Source organism: Nitrososphaerota archaeon, from assembly GCA_029785825.1.
In the GTDB taxonomy this organism is placed as follows: domain Archaea; phylum Thermoproteota; class Nitrososphaeria; order Nitrososphaerales; family Gagatemarchaeaceae; genus UBA183.
The window spans coordinates 1,067,456-1,084,608 of the sequence record JAFLYY010000001.1; the positions used below are offsets into that span (position 1 = coordinate 1,067,456).

The 17,153-nt window shown below is 65.4% G+C and carries 16 protein-coding genes and 1 tRNA gene; 3 read left to right on the plus strand and 14 right to left on the minus strand.

Going from position 1 to position 17,153, the window contains the following annotated elements:
• Positions 1-4 precede the first annotated feature (4 nt).
• The 3 genes from JRN21_05640 to JRN21_05650 all read right to left on the minus strand — a co-directional run bounded on the left by JRN21_05640 (position 5) and on the right by JRN21_05650 (position 4,016).
• On the minus strand, positions 5-2,314 hold the full coding sequence (locus JRN21_05640; protein MDG6988794.1) for a hypothetical protein: 2,310 nt from the start codon (positions 2,312-2,314) through the stop codon (positions 5-7).
• 70 nt (positions 2,315-2,384) lie between these two features.
• Positions 2,385-3,788: a cysteine--tRNA ligase gene (locus tag JRN21_05645; protein MDG6988795.1), complete on the minus strand. Its 1,404-nt coding sequence runs from the start codon at positions 3,786-3,788 to the stop codon at positions 2,385-2,387.
• A 57-nt stretch (positions 3,789-3,845) separates the two neighbouring features.
• Positions 3,846-4,016: a hypothetical protein gene (locus tag JRN21_05650; protein ID MDG6988796.1), complete on the minus strand. Its 171-nt coding sequence runs from the start codon at positions 4,014-4,016 to the stop codon at positions 3,846-3,848.
• A 341-nt stretch (positions 4,017-4,357) separates the two neighbouring features.
• On the opposite strand from JRN21_05650, the gene JRN21_05655 reads away from it, so the two are divergent.
• Entirely contained in the window at positions 4,358-5,530 is a 1,173-nt protein-coding gene (locus JRN21_05655; GenBank protein ID MDG6988797.1) for an MFS transporter, read from the plus strand.
• On the opposite strand, the gene JRN21_05660 is transcribed toward JRN21_05655, so the two are convergent.
• From JRN21_05660 to JRN21_05680, 5 genes are all read right to left on the minus strand, one after another.
• Positions 5,527-6,513, minus strand: a complete 987-nt coding sequence (locus JRN21_05660; protein ID MDG6988798.1) for a hypothetical protein — start codon at positions 6,511-6,513, stop codon at positions 5,527-5,529. The two genes, JRN21_05655 and JRN21_05660, sit on opposite strands and share 4 nt — an antisense overlap.
• Positions 6,514-6,580: 67 nt before the next feature.
• On the minus strand, positions 6,581-7,081 hold the full coding sequence (locus JRN21_05665; protein MDG6988799.1) for a hypothetical protein: 501 nt from the start codon (positions 7,079-7,081) through the stop codon (positions 6,581-6,583).
• 5 nt (positions 7,082-7,086) lie between these two features.
• Positions 7,087-7,344 carry a cytochrome C oxidase subunit IV family protein gene (locus JRN21_05670; GenBank protein MDG6988800.1) on the minus strand — a complete coding sequence of 86 codons (258 nt, stop codon included), beginning with the start codon at positions 7,342-7,344 and terminating at the stop codon, positions 7,087-7,089.
• Between the two features lie 11 nt (positions 7,345-7,355).
• Positions 7,356-9,746, minus strand: coding sequence for a cbb3-type cytochrome c oxidase subunit I (locus JRN21_05675; protein ID MDG6988801.1), 2,391 nt, complete (start codon positions 9,744-9,746; stop codon positions 7,356-7,358).
• Complete coding sequence (locus JRN21_05680) at positions 9,746-10,501, minus strand: hypothetical protein (GenBank protein MDG6988802.1); 756 nt, start codon at positions 10,499-10,501, stop codon at positions 9,746-9,748. Before JRN21_05680 ends, JRN21_05675 begins: the two co-directional genes overlap by 1 nt.
• A gap of 138 nt (positions 10,502-10,639) precedes the next feature.
• On the opposite strand from JRN21_05680, the gene JRN21_05685 reads away from it, so the two are divergent.
• Positions 10,640-10,748 (plus strand) — tRNA-Cys (locus JRN21_05685).
• 13 nt (positions 10,749-10,761) lie between these two features.
• Here JRN21_05685 and JRN21_05690 read toward each other — a convergent pair.
• Complete coding sequence (locus JRN21_05690; protein ID MDG6988803.1) at positions 10,762-12,861, minus strand: sodium-translocating pyrophosphatase; 2,100 nt, start codon at positions 12,859-12,861, stop codon at positions 10,762-10,764.
• A gap of 292 nt (positions 12,862-13,153) precedes the next feature.
• Positions 13,154-14,068 carry a deoxyhypusine synthase gene (locus JRN21_05695; protein MDG6988804.1) on the minus strand — a complete coding sequence of 305 codons (915 nt, stop codon included), beginning with the start codon at positions 14,066-14,068 and terminating at the stop codon, positions 13,154-13,156.
• A gap of 188 nt (positions 14,069-14,256) precedes the next feature.
• Between JRN21_05695 and JRN21_05700 the strand changes: the two genes are divergently transcribed.
• Positions 14,257-15,219 (plus strand): hypothetical protein, encoded by a 963-nt coding sequence (locus JRN21_05700; GenBank protein ID MDG6988805.1) that lies wholly within the window; start codon positions 14,257-14,259, stop codon positions 15,217-15,219.
• Here JRN21_05700 and JRN21_05705 read toward each other — a convergent pair.
• The 4 genes from JRN21_05705 to JRN21_05720 all read right to left on the minus strand — a co-directional run bounded on the left by JRN21_05705 (position 15,173) and on the right by JRN21_05720 (position 17,143).
• A complete protein-coding gene (locus JRN21_05705) occupies positions 15,173-15,970 on the minus strand; it encodes a hypothetical protein (GenBank protein MDG6988806.1) in 798 nt (265 codons plus the stop codon). The genes JRN21_05700 and JRN21_05705 overlap by 47 nt on opposite strands.
• Positions 15,949-16,308, minus strand: coding sequence for a hypothetical protein (locus tag JRN21_05710; GenBank protein ID MDG6988807.1), 360 nt, complete (start codon positions 16,306-16,308; stop codon positions 15,949-15,951). The genes JRN21_05705 and JRN21_05710 overlap by 22 nt, the downstream gene beginning before the upstream one ends.
• A 96-nt stretch (positions 16,309-16,404) precedes the next feature.
• On the minus strand, positions 16,405-16,782 hold the full coding sequence (locus JRN21_05715; protein MDG6988808.1) for a hypothetical protein: 378 nt from the start codon (positions 16,780-16,782) through the stop codon (positions 16,405-16,407).
• 1 nt (position 16,783) lies between these two features.
• The gene (locus JRN21_05720) at positions 16,784-17,143 is read right to left on the minus strand and encodes a hypothetical protein (protein MDG6988809.1); all 360 of its coding nucleotides are present in this window, start codon (positions 17,141-17,143) and stop codon (positions 16,784-16,786) included.
• Between the last annotated feature and the right edge of the window lie 10 nt (positions 17,144-17,153).

Sequence of the window (17,153 nt, forward strand, 5' to 3'; positions counted from 1 at the left end):
GAATTTAAGGAGTCGAGACCCTGTAGGCCTTCCACCCGCCGGCCTCAAGAGACGCTTCGAAGCTCATCGAGGCGGACACGCGGAGGCTCCCTAGCCTGTTCCACGTCCCCTTCACCGGGTCGTACGCCTCGAGGGGGGTGCTCAGCCGCCGCGCGAGCTCGGCGGCCCGGGGAGAGAAGGAGACGGTGAACTTCGTCGGGGCCGGGACCGAGCTCCCCAGGCATATCACCTGCCCCGGGGTATGGAAGGAGAGCGCCGAGACCCCGCCGTGAAGGACGTCGACGCGTTCGGACTTTCCGAACCCGGTCCCTCCTTTGCACTCCAGCTTCGCTCCGCTGTAGAAGACGCGCGGTCCGCCGGCCCCCCGTCCGACGAACGCCGTAGACCTGTCGCCTGCCCAGAAGCCGGACACGGCCAGCCAGCCGAGGGAGGAGGCGTGCGGCGGGTCCAGCGACGCCTTCTCGGCTCCCTCTGGGAGCCCGAGCTCGCCCGCCATCAGCGCCTCCAAGAACCTCGCCGCGGCCACCGGGTCGGACCCGGCCCCTCCAACGGTCTTCCCGTCGGCGTCTATCCAGTACGGGAAGGACCCCGGCGCGCCTCCGAGCTTCTGATAGCCGTCGTCGACCAGGCGCGCGACCTTCGAGACCTGCGACCCCCCCAGCCCGCCGAGCCCCACCCTGTAGCAGAGGACGGCGTGGGCAAGGGCGGCACGGGTCCATACCCCTCCCAGCTCCCCTTCCCCGTAGGAGCCGTTGAAGTAGACTGAGTTAGACGTGGGGACGGTCCGCGGGCCGTAGGGGGTGTCGAAGTCCTTCTCGAAGAGCCTGTGGGCGGCTGCCTGCTCGGCGGGCGCCATGAACGGATGGCGGAAGGCCGCCACCGCCATGTCGATGGTCTCGTCGGTCCGGAGCCGCCCCGACGCGTCCCTGCACAGGGAGAGGGACCCCCTTTCGTCGAGGAGGGTGGCCCTCACCCTCTCTGCGACCATCCTGGACCTCTCCAGGAACTTCCCGGCGTCTCCCGGCTTCCCGACCAGGCGGGAGACCTTTGACGCGGCCTCGAGCGCCCCCGACAGGGCAAGTGACAGCTCGGGGATTTCGCCCGTCGGATACCCTCGCCCCAGGCGCCTACGCCACCCCTGGGGGAGGTCCGGGTCGGTCTCCACCGTGGCCCCCTCGGAGCGGCCCATGAGGGCGCCTGCGAGCTTCTTCACCGTCGGATAGTGGGCCCTCGCCAGCTTCTTGTCCTGCGACAGCGCCAGGTAGGCGGCCGTCGCCCTGAGCAGCAGGGCCGACTCCAGGAGCCCGGGCTTCGAGCGGTCGAGGGAGTGCGGGAGCGCCCCGTCTCGGCGCACCAGGGACTTCACGCCTGCGATCGCTTCTGCCGCCAGATCAGGGGAGAACCAGGTCAGCGCGGGGAGGACTTCGGCCCGGTCGAGGAGGTCCTCAGAGTAGGCGCCTGCCTGCGCCTGCGTAAGGGCCCATGACGCGGCTTGTGCGACCGCCTGGTCGGAGCATGACATCCAGGGGACGTCTGCCCTGGCTCCGCTTTCCCCGGAGCGGTTGCGCGCGAAGTCCGCCAGGGCGTCCTCCAGCTTCCCGGCGCTGTAGACCGAGGTGAACGCGAGGTCCCTCGACTCTCCGGGCCCCAGCTCGAGCTCGTGACATGACAAGACGAGCGTCTGCCCCGACATCCCCGCCGTCCCTTCAGGGAGCTCCCCCGACGAAAGGACGTCCTGCGCACGCGCCCTGCTCGACGTCATGTAGAACCTCGAAGGGGCAGGGGAGGCGCCCACCACCCTGGCTGAAGCGGGGTCGGAGACCTCGTCCATGGCGACGTGGCTCCCGCGGTTGAATGCGTTTACCCCCATCGCGCCCCAGCGGTCCGGGGGGCCGAAGTGGGCCGCCGTCGGGTCGGCGAGCTCCAGGACGCGGAGCCGCAGGGGACCCCGAGAAGCGTTCCTGAACGAGGCTGTCCTCACGAACCCGCAGGACGCGCCGCGGAAGAACTCGACCGTCTGCTGGACTTCGGCGCCGAAAGCCTCGCCTGCGGCCATCACCCTCCCCGGTTCGGCCCTGAACGTCCACTCGACCCTCTGGGCCGGGACGACGATACCCGCCTGGACCTTGTAGAGCCAGAGCTGCTCCAGTCCGAACAGGGCCCGCCTCTCCTTGAGCGAGTAGAATGAGCTGACCGAGCCGTCGGGGTCCACGGTCAGCCTGGTCCCGCGCGAATGGAGGGACACCCCCCGCCGGAGGGGTGACCCTCGGACCCCCGGGGCCCTCGCAGGAGCCGGCTCGGCTGTGGCCGCCATGGCTCTGTGACAGCCGCCGGCCGGATTTATCCAGGGGATTTACCGGATTTGAGCTGCTGGAGTCGGAGAGTTAACCTCGGCCCGCCCGCTTCCAGCGCGTCCCGCCTGGAGCGTCCTCGACGACCACCCCCGCGGCAAGGAGCTCCTTCCTCAGCCTGTCGGACTCGGCGAAGTCTTTTCTCTTCCGCGCCTCGTCGCGCCTCGTGAGCAGGTCCCGGAGCTCGGGCTCCAGGGCGTCTTCGCCGAAGTCGATGACCCCCAGGACAGAGTTTGCCCTCTCCAGGGCGCCGAGGACGGACGCACCCCCCTCGGCGCCTAGCCGTCCGGAGTCAGCGAGCGCGTTGGACTCCCTTACGAATGCGAGGAGCGCGGAGATCGCCTTCGGGGTGTTGAGGTCGTCGTCCATGGCCGACTCGAAGTCCCGGAGGAAAGCGTCCGGAGCCCCCGACCCCTTTCCGGCCCCGCTGGCGGGCGCCCTGAGCCTGGAGACGAGCTCCTGCACCCTCGCCCTCTGGGAGCGCGCCTGCTCGAGGGCCTTGGCGGTCAGGTCGATGGGGTCCCTGTACCTCGCGGACATGAGGAAGAGCCTGATCGTCAGGGGGTCCCACCCGTCCTTTCTGAGCTCCCTGAAGGTGACGAAGTTCCCGGCCGACTTGTGCATCTCCGCCCCGCCTATGCCGAGGAACTCGGCGTGGAGCCAGTAGTTGACGAACTTCTTCCCTGTGGCAGACTCTGACTGCGCTATCTCGTTCTCGTGGTGCGGGAACCTGAGGTCGATCCCCCCGGTGTGGATGTCGAACGTATCCCCGAGGTACTTCATGGACATGGCCGAGCACTCGAGGCTCCACCCGGGCCTCCCTTTCCCGAACTCGGTCTCCCAGAAGACCCCCCCGTCGTCTGGGACCCAGGCCTTCCAGACCGCGAAGTCCGCGGCCCCCTTCTTCGCTTCGTAGTGGTCGGCCGAGACCCTCCCCGCTGACCTCTGGGAGCCGAGCTTCACCCCCGAAAGGGCGCCGTACGCCTTGAACTTGGACACCGCGAAGTACCAGGACCCGTCGGCAGACCTGTACGCGAGCCCTCTGTCGCGCAGCGTCCGTATCAGGGCGAGCATGGCATCCATGTGCTCTGTCGCCCGGGCGAGCCGCTCCGGCCTCTCGATCCTGAGCGCGTCGAGGTCCTCGATGAAGGCCGAGGTGTAGAAGTCGGTCAGCTCCCTCAGAGACTTCCCGGTCTCCCTGATCCCTTTGATTATCTTGTCCTCGACGTCTGTGATGTTCATCACCTGCGTCACCTTGTACCCCTTGAACTCGAGGTGTCGCCTGAGGACGTCCTGGAAGACGAAGGTCCTGAAGTTGCCGATGTGGGCATAGTTCCACACGGTGGGGCCGCAGGTGTACATCCGGACCTCGCCGGCGTTGATGGGGACGAACGCCTGCAGCTCTCTGCCGAGGCTGTTGAACAGCTTGAGGACCAATCAGATTCGCGGCTGTGCCCGGGAGCTCTTCATAAAAAAGGAACGGGAGAACAGAATCTACTTCAGCTTGCCAATCCTGAAGATCGGCTTGCCGCACGAGGCGCAGGTGCCCTTCACGGCGGGGCGGCCGTTCTTCAGTTTGATTTGCTTGGGATTCTTGATCTCCCTGTTCTTCTTCTTCTCGTAGACGCAGTATCCTGTTACCACTGCGAGTTGCCTCGGCGTCAATCGGAGGTAGTTTGCTATATAAACCTGAGCCAACGGGGCTCAAAACGGGGTTTTTTCCGTCCGGACGCTGTCTAGGGGCCTTTTTGCGGTTCCAACGCCTCAGGGGCCAAGCAGAGCGACGCCAGAAGCTCCAGGTTTCGGGAGTTAGGGAACGCCTTTACCGTCTGCGGTGCCCGATTTGGCGAATCGAAGGAAGCGCTGTTCGTGGCCGGAGATAGGCTCGACCTCAGGGCCTTCCTGTTTTGCGACAAAAGGCCCAGAATATCGACGGCAGGCGCGGAAAGCGTGAGAATCGGCTCGCCCCGATTGGATTATAGAACCAACGCCCCGGCCCTCGGTGGTTGCTCAGCTCATTCAGGAACCCGCGGGCCGCGGGCTCCCTGATAGTCTCCAGGGTCGTGTACGCCGTGAACTGGGTGAACTTCGGGGCCATATTCTACCTGATGGAGCCGGAGCTCCATGCGGGAGTATCTGACCTCGGCGTCCTCACTTCGACGTTCTATCTGGGGCTCGGCCTCATGCAGATCCCCGGAGGCATCCTGGCCGCCAGGTGGGGGACCAAGAAGGTGGTGGTCACGGGGATCTTCCTCTACTCCCTCTCCGCCCTCGGGACTTCGGTCGCCACGAGCACGGCCGAGGTCGCGGCCCTCCGGTTCCTCGTCGGATGGGGGATGGCCTTCGTCTTCGCGCCTGCCGTGATAATCATCGCGGGCCTGATCCGGGGGGAGAAGTCAGGGCTCGGCGTCGGACTGCTGAACTCTGCCTTCGACGTCGGCGGGATACTCGGCCTGACCGGATGGGTGGCAATCGCGACCGTCGCCGGGTGGAGGCAGAGCCTCGCCCTTTCAGGCGGACTTGGCGTCCTGACCGCTGTCCTCGTCGCCGCCCTGGTCCCGGGGGACGCAGCCAGGAGCGCTCCCCCCGTGCTGAAGGAGCCGCTCCTCAAGGTCTTGCTCGACAGGCAGCTCGTCTACCTCGGTCTCGGGACCGTCGGCTTGGGGATCGCGAACATAGACATCACTGGGTTCATGACCCTGTACGGGGTGAAGTCGCTGGGGCTGTCAGGGGTCCTGGCAGCCCTCCTGACGTCCCTCGTCACGATAGTCCCGATATTCGCCGCCCTCCTGAGCGGCAGGGCCTTCGACCTGATTTCGAGGCACAAGTGGATAATGCTGGCTTCGCTTCTGGGGAGCGCCGCCGCCCTGGCGTTGGGGTCATATCCTTCGGTGTATGCGGCCGCAGCCTGCTCCGCGCTGGGCGGGGTGGTGGCGGGGGTCGGCTACACCTTCGCCTTCGCCGGGGCCAGGGAGATGAACCGGGCGGGGAAGGAGTACGAGAGCCTCGCAGTGGCCTGGGTCAACAGCATATCGCTGACAGGCTCTTTCGCCCCTCCGCTGCTGTTCTCCTTTCTGGCCGGGACTTACGGATACCAGTCCGCCTGGCTCTGGAGCGGGGTCATCACCCTCGCCTTCGCCGCCCCGGTGCTGCTCACCGTGGAGAGCTGGAGGCGCTAGAGCGGGGTGGCGATGATCTCGTCGCCTTTCTTCACGTCGACCTCGAGCCCCGCCAAGCCTATCTCCCTGATCTCCGGGACCGGTATGCCGAGCTCCTCGATCTTGGACCTGTGCCTGCTGATCGCCTTCAGCCATGCGTCCGACCTGTCCTCGACCTTCGGGACCCCGAGCCCGGACTTCGCCGCGAGCTCCTCGAGCTTCTGGTCGTACTCGAAGAAGTCGTCGGGGAGCTTCCAGAAGTCCCTCATCGGCTTGAAGAGCAGCGGGGAGAGGTAGATGAAGCCGTGCTTGAGCTGCCGGGAGATCTTGGACTTGTCCTCCTTCGACATCCTCTCGGCCAGGCGCTCGAGCATGGCCAGGGTCCCGGTCAGGTGCCTGGACTCGTCCCTGGTGATGTTGCGGAAGGCCCCGGCGTAGACTTTGTTGGTGGAGCGCTCCCCCACCTCCTTGAAGATGAGCTGGGCGCCTATCTCGGCGAAGAAGAAGCTCGAGAATATGAGCTCAAGGGGGTACTTTCCCCAGGCCTGGTTGAACGCGCTCCAGTAGCGGGCCCCGTTGTCGTATAGGGCCATTATGTTCCTGTGGGCCTTCTCCTCGAGCTCCGACTTCGGCTTGAACCTGTAGGGGAAGTTGGGGCAGACCCGGGCGCACGCCCTCCTGCAGACCTCGTCGTGCCTGCACTCGTCGAAGGCCACCGCGGTGAGGAACTTCTTGGTCGGGTCCTCGAACTGGTGGGTGGCCGCCTGGACCGCGGCCGCGCCGAACGCGCCTATCCCAGACTTCTCGAAGAGCGCGAGCTTCGACAGCCAGTAAGCCTGGGCGACCGCCTCTTCTGACGAGAAGTTCTTCGCGTCGCACTCCTCCCAGGGGAGGTCCACGGGGCTCCAGTTCTGCGGGAACCAGAGCTCGTAGGTCCTGATCAGGGCGTCTGAGACAACGTCCCAGTTCCCCGGGAAGACGTTCCCTTCGTCTTTCTCAGACAATCGGCGCGCCTTCGGGTTCATGGTGCTCCGCCGCTAATAAAGCGCTCGCAGGGCCCGGACGCCACATCTAGGCACCTGAGCCGGGGGCGGCCTTGACCACCACCACCCCTTCCATCCAGAGGTGGTAGGAGCAGTGGTAGACGTAGACCCCGGGGGTCGTGAACGTGTACTGGTAGGTGGTCGCGGACGCGGGGGAGCACTTTACGGTGGTGCTGCTGATGCACCCGCTGTCGAAAGCCAGCGTGTTCGAAGTCACCGTGTGGAAGGTGACGTCGCCGTTCGACCAGACCACCGTGTTGTTCGTCCCTATGACGACCGTGATGTTCCCTGGCGAGTAACCGTAGAGCTGGGTGGGGGCCCCGGAGTACCCCGTGTACGGAGTGGAGGCCCCGTCGACTATCGTGACGCACGCGTCCCCTGCCGGACAGACGAAAGTCCCCGGCGGATGGTACGTCGGCTGGAGCTTGAAGGCGAAGACCCCGGCCAGGGTCCCTGCCACGATGATCATCAGAAGGCCCAGCCCGATGAGCACCCCCCGGGGGACACGCTGCGAATGTTCTGTCTCCAACCTTGTCACCCTAGCGAGGCGAGCTCCGCTACCAGCAGCGCCGACAGGAACATGATGGGTATGATGGCGAAGAGCTTCACCGAGGCGGGCTCGTCCTTCATCTGCATGTAGAACAGGACTATGGCCACCCCCTGGCTGGTGGCGAGGATGGAGACCGCCGAGACCAGGACCGGGTAGACCAGGTGCTGGTAGTAGATGATGACCTCGGTGAGCACGGCCAGGACCATGTAGACCCAGACCCCCGCCCCGACTACTGTTCTCATCGCTATGTCACCTAGAGAAGGTAGAAGAGCGGGAAGACGAAGCACCACACGATGTCCACGAACGCCCAGTAGAGCCCGAAGTTCTCTATGGCCTCGTGGTTCTCCTTCGTGTAGAACCCGCTCGATGTTTTCTTCATCAGATAGATCATGAAAATCAGCCCCGCGGTCACGTGGGCCCCGTGCAGGCCGACTATGATGTAGTAGGCGCTTGCTGCGAGGGAGTAGGTGGGGTTGGTGAGGACGAAGTGGTTCGTCCCCAGGGTGATCCACTCGGACACCTTGATCCCCATGAAGACCGCTCCGAGGGCGAACGTGGTGCCCAGCCACCCGAGCAGCCTCCTCTGGTCCCCTTGCCGTATCGCCTGTATGGCCAGGAACATGGTGAACCCGCTCGTCACCAGGACCAGGGTGTTGACCGTCCCCAGGGGTATGTCGTGTATGCTCCCCGCAGGGGGCCAGTTGGGGGAGGCGGCGCGGATGAATATCAGCGCGCCCAGGAAGCTCCCGAACAGGACCACTTCGGACGAGAGGAACACCCACATCCCCAGCTTGAGCTTGGGGACCCCCGCGAAGGGCCACCTGTCCCCGTCCACCTCGGCCGGGATGGTGAACCTGCCGTGCAGGTCGTCCTTGGCCCACTCCCAGAAGGCGTAGATCACGACGAGCCCTCCCACGACCAGGAGCCCCAGGGCCGTAACCCCCGGCCAGGTCGCCGCGCCCGCGAGGAATAACATGATCCCGACGCTGAGCTGCAGGGGCCTGGAGCTCAGGTGTGCGTGCTCTCCGGCGTCATGGGGTGCCGCCCCAGTGGACGCGGCGGCGACGGCAGGGCCGCTGGAAAGCTGGCCGATCCATCCTCCGGCGGGGGCCGGTGGCGGCGTGTGGGCCGCCGGCGACATCCCTTCGGCCTGCGAAGCCCACTCGAGGTCGGGGGACCCCCACGGGTTGGCTGGAGCCTGCGGGCCCCTGAACCACGTGTGGAGGACGTTCCAGGCCAGGAGTATCTGGGCGCCTGCGAAGATGAACGCGCCTATCGAGGCCACCCCGTTGAGCATGGCCCAGTTCCCCACGTTCTGGTAGGTGAATATCCTCCTGGGCATGTCGTACAGGAGGTTCATGGGGAAGTAGAGTATGTTGAACCCGATGAACGAGATGACGAAGTGCAGCTGGCCGAGCTTCTCGTTGTACATGTGCCCCGTCATCCTCGGCAGCCAGTAGTAGACGCCGGCGATGATCCCGAAGATGGCGGCCCCGACCATCACGTAGTGGAAGTGGGAGACAACGAAGTACGAGCCCCGGAAGACCCTGTCGAGGACCGGAGACGAGAGGAACACCCCGGTGATCCCTCCGATTATGAAGAGGATGACACCCCCGAGGGAGAAGAGCATCGGGGTGGCGAACTTCACCCTCCCGCGTATGAGCGACTCCACGAAGGAGAGGGTGATGACGTCGAACGGGATGGAGATCGCTATCGTGGCTATGCTGAAGGCCCCCTGCAGGGCGACCGGTATGCCGGTGAGGAACATGTGGTGCATCCAGACCCCGAAGCTGAGCGGGATGACGACGAGGGCCGTGGCCACGAGTATCGCGTTCCTGGCGGCCAGCGGGCGGCCGGTGAACTGCGGGATGACGTTGGCTATGATGCCGAAGGCGGGGAGGAGGACGATGTAGACCTCAGGGTGCCCGAAGAACCAGAAGAGGTTGTCCCAGAGGATGGACGGCTGGATCGCCTGAGTGGTGAAGAAGACGGTGCCGAGGATCCTGTCCGTCGAAGCGAGGACGAAGGCGGCGATGATGGTGGGGAAGGCATAGAGCATGGCTATGATGGTGAACAGGAAGAACCAGGTGAACATCGGTATCTTGGACATGGTGACCCCCGGGCCGCGCAGCCAGATGATGGTGGTCAGGAAGTTGACGCTGCCGAGGGTGACGGAGACGGCCAGGAGGACGAGCCCCAGGTAGGTGAGGGTCGGGCCCGACCCCGCCGTCAGGACCGCCAGCGGCTGATATGTGGTCCACCCGGCGCTGGCCGAGCCGCCGGGGACGAAGAAGCTCGCCACCGCCAGCACCCCTCCTGCGAGGTACAGCCAGTAGCTGAGCGCGTTGAGGCGGGGGAAGGCCAGGTCCTCGGCCCCTATCTGCAGGGGGACGAAATAGTTGGCCAGGCCGATGGCTATGGGAGAGAGGAACCAGAATATCATTATGAGGCCGTGCATGGTGACCGCCTGGTCGTAGTAGAAGGCGTTGAGGAAGTTGTTGTTGGGGACGGACAGCTGGACCCTCATCAGCAGGGCGAGGACGGCCCCGACGATCCCGAAGTAGCACGAAGTGAAGAAGTAGAGGAGCCCGACGTCCTTGTGGTTGGTGGTGTACAGCCATCGGGTCAGCCACGCTGGCGCCATCAGGCGGACTGGCCTCCCGTCCAGGCGTTCCAGGACGACTGCGTGACGACGGTCAGGTTGGCGAACATGGTCGCATGGCCGACCCCGCAGAGCTCAAAGCACCTGATGGCGTCGACGTATGTGCAGGCAGTCAGCCCTGGGTTGCACGTCACCTTCAGGACGTCGGGGGACGCGGCGACCTGCACCGACGGGACCTCGAACCACATCTGGTTCACCCTGCCTGGGATGGCGTCCTCCTTCTCGTCGAGCATCGTGATCCCCATCGAGTGGAAGACGTCGGTGGAAGTCAGGTTCAGCACGACGTCCCTACCGGCCGGGATGGTGAGGTTCCCGGGGGCCCCGGAGTAGAGCCCGTGGCTGTAAGACTCGGCGCAAGTCATCCCGTTGACAGGATAGGTGTAGTTCCACCCCCACTGGAAGGCCTGGACGCAGACCTGGACGCAAGGGGACCCAGTCTGCTGCACGCAGAGCGCGTTGTTGGGGATCTCGATGTTCCCGAAGGCCGCGAACGTCTGGTACTCTGCGGCGGAGAGTATGGTCACGCTGATCAGGACGGTGACGAGGACGATCTTCCACCCCTCTGTCTTGTGCTTTGGCATCGGTGTCTTCTCCCCCCTGTCCCTGTACCTGATCATGAAGACCGCGAGCATGCTGATCACGACTACCGCGGCCCCGACGCCGAAGAACAGATACCAGTCGAGCAGGTAAGAGTAAGTGGCAACCGTCGGCGGCGCGGCGAGCAGTCCCGAATACATTAGGTCGTGCGCTGTGTTGCTGCCCTAACATCGGTTATAAGGTTGACTCGCCGCGCGGGCGTTTTGGGGAACCTCGGGTCGGGTTCCTCCGCCGCTCCGTATAACGCATAATTATCGTCATGAACGAGCCCGTTTCGCGGTGGGGTGGCGGAGCGGTTACGCGTGCGCCTGCAGTGGCCAGCCGTCAGTGAGCGCATTCACATGGGTCCGAACGTGGCAGCCGCCACCGGACGTCCCATCCCCACCTCTTTTTCCGGGTTCTAGATGAAGAGGGCGTAGAGGACGATGGCCGAGATGAACACTATGGATATCGTGTTGACGACCTTGATCAGAGAGTTGATCGCTGGCCCCGCCGTGTCCTTGAACGGGTCTCCCACCGTGTCGCCCATCACGGCGGCCTTGTGGGCGTCGGACCCTTTCCCGCCCAGCTGACCGGTCTCGATGTACTTCTTCGCGTTGTCCCAGGCGGCGCCTCCGTTGGTCATGGTGAACGCGAGGAAGACGCCCGACACCACCGTCCCTATCAAGAGCCCTCCCAGCGCCAGGGGGCCAAGGACGAACCCCACAACGAGCGGGGTGACGATGGCCAGGGCTCCCGGCATCACGAGCTCCCGGATGGCGGCGTTTGTGCTGATCCCGACCGCCTTGGCGTAGTCCGGCTTCGCGGTCCCTTCCATGATCCCCGGGATCTCCTTGAACTGCCGCCTGACCTCGTTGACTATGGTGTAGGCAGCCCGCCCGACCGCCTTGATCAGGAAGCTCGAGAAGTAGAACGGCATGAGGCCGCCTATCAGAAGACCAATGACCACGTATGGGTTGGAGAGGCTGAACTCCAGCTGGCCGTTGACCATCGAAGACGCGTACCTGCTGGCGACCGACCCCCCGGCGTTGAGGATTATCCTGGAAGCCTCGTGCTGGAAGGCCTCGAATATCGCGACCGCCGCGAGGGCGGCCGAGGTGACGGCGAACGCCTTCGTGGTGGCCTTCGTCGTGTTCCCCAGGGCGTCGAGCTCGTCGGTGACGTCCCTGACCCCCTTCTCGAGCCCGGCCATCTCGACGATCCCGTTGGCGTTGTCTGTGATCGGGCCGAAGGAGTCTATCGACATTATGATACCTGTGAGCGACAGCATTGACATCGTCGCCACGGCGGTGCTGTAGATCCCCGTGAGGACGTCCCCTCCAGACCCGTAATACCCGAGCGAGTAGGACGCGATTATCGCCACCACGAGCACCACGGCCGAAGGGGCCGCGCTCTCGAGGCCGGTGGAGAACCCTGAAAGGAAGTTCGTGGCCGCTCCCGTCAGACTGGAGCGGGCGATCTCTCTGACCGGCCCGTAGGAGTAGGAGGTGAAGTAGTTGGCGACGTTCTCGATCACTATAACGACGACCACTCCGACTATGGCGCTCGCGAAGAGGTAGTACCCGAGCGTGGACCCGCCGAAGAGGAACTGGCCGAAGACGAAGTCGAGGACCACGGCCACCACGGCGGCGATGACCAGCGTGATGTTCAGCGCACGGAGCGGGTTGGACTTTATCGACTTCCTGATGTAGAGGCTCCCCACCATGGCGCCGACGATCCCAGAGGCACCGAGCAGGAGCGGATAGACCAGGAGCCCCTCCCCCACGCCTGCGGGGATCAGAGCCCCCAGTATCATCACGGCTATCGTCGTCACGACGTAGGACTCGTAGACGTCGGCCCCCATCCCGGCGCAGTCGCCGACGTTGTCGCCGACGTTGTCCGCTATCACCGCAGGGTTCCTCGGGTCGTCCTCGGGGATGCCGGCCTCCACTTTCCCGACAAGGTCGGCCCCGACGTCCGCCGCCTTGGTGTAGATCCCCCCGGAGACCCTCATGAACATGGCGATGAGCGAAGCGCCGAACCCGAGCCCCGCAAGAGTCGCAGGGGAGGAGGCTATGGTGTTCGAGTAGAACAGGTAGAAGGCGGACAGCCCGAGAAGGTCGAGCCCGACCACGGTCATCCCCATCACGCCCCCGCCCCGGAAGGCCATGGTGAGGGCGCTCCCCAGCCCCGACTTCGCCGCCTCGGCGGTCCGGGAGCTTGTCCTGACGGTGACAGCCATCCCCACGTACCCCGCGAGGGCTGAGAGGAAGGCCCCCACCCCGAACCCGACCGCGGTCGCCCCGCCGGTCGCGTTAGGGTAGTCGATCAGGCCAAAGATCAGCAGTATGATCACGACAGCCACGGGGGCGATGATGCGGTACTCCCTCGCGAGGAAGGCACCGGCCCCCTGTTTGACGGCGTCTGAGATCTCGACCATCTTCGGGTTCCCGCGGCTCTGGCGCCTCAGGTACCCCCACAGGGCGGCCCCATAGAGGAGGGCCAGGATAGCGAGCCCCAGGGCGAGATACGCGCTCGTCCCGTTGGGCACGAGACCGGATGAAACAGATAAGGTCGGAAGGGGGGTCTGCAGGGTCCCGAGGCCCGGTAGCAAGCGACGCCTGACGCCCTCAGCTTCAGTTTAAAAGAATTGGGGAGGGACCGCGTCAGGTTCGTTTCGAGGGCGCGAGAGGCGGGGGGAAGGGAGCAGGGGACTCCCTGCCGGGCGCGTATCGGAGCCGAAGGGGATCAGCTGCCAAATGGAGCGAGGCACAGCGTCACGTGATTCGGCGTCCGGCATGCGCCCCGCGAGGCTACTTCACCAAGGAAGAGTAGAGGAGGGGCAAGAGCACTGTGGCGTCCCCGTCGACGGTCACCTGCTTCGCGCCTGGCTTGACCTTCCCCCAGGAGATCGCCTCCTTCATCCTCGCTCCGGACAGGCTCCCGTCGAACTCCTGGGCCGTCGTGATGTACACGGCGTAGTCCAGCCCGCCCTTGAAGGCGTTCCACCAGATAACGTGGTGCTTGGAGATCCCACCCCCGAGGATCAGGGCGCCGGACCTTTTCGACTCGAAGACCAGGTCGCTCAGCATCTGCTCGTCCTTGAGCAGGTTCAGGTGGAACTTGTGGTTCTGGGAATACTGCCAGATCTGATATCCGACGGCTCCGTCCGTTATCCCCGGCACCACCACAGGGATGCCGTTCTTAGACGCCCAGTAGAGGATTGAGTCGTCCTTCAGCCTCTTCCCTATCTCGGCGCAAAGGCCGGCCGTGGAGATCTCCGTCCCCGCCTTGGACACGATGGAGTCGAGCCACCCGGCCATCTTCCTTTCGATGAGGGCGCCGTAGTTCGCCTGGGGGATGAACACGTTCCCGAGACGGTGGACCCCCTTCTTCCGCAACAGGCTGTCGTCGGCCTCGAAGCTCCCTTCGTAATACCCGCCGAAGCTCCGGGCTATGTCGTGGTCGAGCGTCCCGCAGGTGGTAATCAGCACGTCGAACCACTTTTCCTTCACCATGTCCCTGATGACGCCCCGGGTGCCCGTCGCTATCAGGTCTGCCGGGAAAGACAGGAAGTTCAGCGAGTCGCCGTCTTCGAGCATCTCCTTTACGATGTCGACGGACTGGCCGATCTTCCTCGCGGTGAAGCCCCCGGACTCCTTCAACTGCCTCAGCAGGTCCCTGGACGAGTCGCTGGTCAGGCGGATGTCCTTCACTCTGGCGGGCATGGCCACCCCGTTCCGGGAACTCGACTTGAAGGTTTCTGGCGGGGCGCCCGGCGGTCGTCCCGCCCTGCACTTTCGAGGGACGGGCGCCTCTCTTCTGCCTTCCGCTCCGCATGGGGCGGGCACCGGTCCACCCGGGCGGACGCCGCGTACCCGTCGAGGTGATGTGCGCCGGCGCCCAGGTCGGCGGCATGCAGAACGTCGAAGCCGACTGCTGTGCCCACTGCTCGGTCCCTCTCTCCGACACAGGAGACGAGCTGGTGTGCCCTAGCTGCGGCGAGGTCCGGGAAAAGACGGTGGTGGAAGTAGGGCTCTCGCCCAGACCTTCGGTGTTCGGGCGGCCGCACCTGGGGAGCTACATGGGGTCGAAGTGGGCGACGATGAAGGAGAGGTCCTCAGTGGGGGTCTCCGGGTCGCAGACCGGGTACCTGCACATGAAGGCCGTCTCGGACTTCGCGGGAAGGGACGACGGCCCCGAAGTGGAGTGCGCGAAGATGATCGAGCGGGTCGCCGAAAAGCTCGGCATCCCCAGGTTCGTGACCCTTCAGGCGGCGGCCATAGCGAGGAAGGTCGTCGCCAATCCGCCCCCGAGGCGGAGGCTCAACGTCGCGGAAGTGTCCGCCTATTCCCTGGTCGCTGCCAGCAGGGTGGAGGGGGTGCTGTCTGCGAGCGTCAGGGAGATCCTGAGAGCCCACGCCATGCTGGGGCGGAGGGTCACGACTTCGGCCATCATCCAGCTCTCCCTCGAGTCACCCGTGAAGACATACGCGAGGGGACCGGAGGACTACGTCACCCGGGTCGTGGGGCGACTGTCCCTGAACCAGGGGCTCTCCAGGCGGCTCCGCCAGGAAGGGGTCCCCCAGACCGCGTACTTCGTCGACCTCCGGACCCTGGCGCTGGAGCTGCTCCGAGCGACGGACAGGGTGTCCATGGAGGGGAAGAGACCCTGCGCGCTGGCGGCGGCCGCCGTCTACTCGGCCGAGGTCTGCCTGTCGCTTCTCGAGCGAAGGAAGCGACGCGTGACGCAGAAGGAGCTCGCGGACTGCGGGGACACTTCTGAGTACACCATCAGAGAGCAGTGCGCCTCGCTCTTCGCTCATCCCTTGGCTAAGATAAGGGGGTCAGCGAAGCTTGTCCTGACTCCTCGAAGCTGACGCCGAACTCTCCCCCTAGCCCTTCGACCCCCGCCTGCGAAAGTTGGACCGAGTAGGCTACGGAGCACCCGGAGGCGTCTGTGACGCTGTAGGACACCCCGAAAGAGAAGCCGTCAGCCCGCGCCCTGGCTCCCGGGGACCCGGCCGCGGCGTCGACTATCCCCTCCACGGAGCTGTACGAGCAGTCGACCGGCCCTGACCCGTCGAGGGCCTCCGACACCGCCCGGAAGGCGGCCCCGCAGTCGGAGACCGCGGCAGGGAGGCGGACCCCCAGATGGACCACGTGCACCTCGGTCCTGTTGAAGGAGACATCAGGTGAAGCGCCCCCGGTCGCTGAGACATGGAGCGCGATGTTGACGTCGCCCGCCACCCCTCCGTCCAAGGGAGCCAGGGCTGTGAGGTTGTCGCCCTCTCCAGAGCTGCCGGCTGGCCGCGCCTGGACCACGACAGTCATGTTCCCGGCCCGTTGGCGATAGGATGCCGAAGCGATCGCGGCGGACGCCGTCTGGTTGGCCGTCGGGCACGCGAGCGGAGAGGCAGACAGTGCCTCCTGGACCATGTACAGGACGTTCGCGGCTCCCGTCAGCTCCATGACCCTGAAGCCGTCCGCCGCGGAGTCCTCGGCGTTCGCCTGGGCGTAGAGGCTCGCCCTCCCCTGCGAGGAGGCGTAGACTGCAAGGCTCGAAAGCAGAAGGAGCGAGAAGACCACGGCGGACGCCGCCGAGGCCGCTATGCCTGAGCGCCTGACCAACCTAAGAGCGTCACCTCGAGCGGGATCAGATCCAGGTCCAGCGAGACAGACGTGGCCCCGGGCGGAGGTCCGCCGCAGGAGAAGGAGCCGATGGTGGCGGAGAGGGCGTAGGTCGCGTTGGAGGCCGAGGCCAGCTGGGAGCAGATGGCCGCAGGGGGCGTCTCGAGGAACCACTCGACCCCCTCGGATTCCGCGAAGGAGACAAGCATGTCCCTGAGCGTCGTCTTGACCCGCAGGCGAAGGGCCGCGGCGTCCCCGGCCGCGGGGCTCATGAGCAGGATACCGGTGATTGCCGAGGTCCCTATCAGGACCGCGACTGCGACGTCCACGAACATCAACGCGGGAACAGCCCCGGGAGGATCAACGCGAGAGCGAGCAGCGCGAGGGAGATCAGCACCGCGTACATCACGGCGACGTCGACGTAGGTCTCTGCCTCAGCCAGCCGGTACCACCTCTATCACCCCTCCCACGAAGAGCGCGAGATAACGCTCCGCCGGGTCGAGCGTGGCGTTCGCCAGCTCCCATCTAGTCCGGAACGAGAAGCTCCCGGACCCGTAGGAGACCGCGACAGTCCTGCCTCCGAGCGTTATGGCGTCCGACCCCTGCGGCGCGCCGAAGGAGAACCGGACCCTCATCCCGGGCTGCAGCGAGTCCAGCACCGCGCGGACCCCGTCCGCGCTCCTCCAGTCGGCGGCGGCGCGGGCGCCGCTGGCCGTGGACATCAGGGCGGGAGAGAGGACGAGAAGGAGGGCTGCGGCGGCAGCGATGTAGAGGGCCCATGAGCCCATGGCGCCGACCGAAGATGCGGGCATGCTAGCCCACCGAGACGGTCAGGGCAGACCGCTCCGCGTCAAAGGCCACCACGTGGACCCCTTGAGAGACGCTCACGACGAAGTCGCACGGGAGGGAGACAGGCTCCGCGGCGGAGAAGACGCCTGCCGTGAACAGGAGCGTCTCCCCTGAGCAAGATATCTGCGAAGCGGGGAGGGACAGCTCCGCCTCCGACCTCCCTTCCGCCACGGCCTGCGCGGCGAGGCCCTCTACAGCAGACGACGACGCCCCGAACTGCACCCTCGCCTCGAAGTTGAGGAAGGAGCCGTATGTCGCAGCCGACCCCGCCACGAAGAGGGCAGACACCATGACCACGAGGCAGTACTCTACGAGCTCGGCCATCGCGATACAG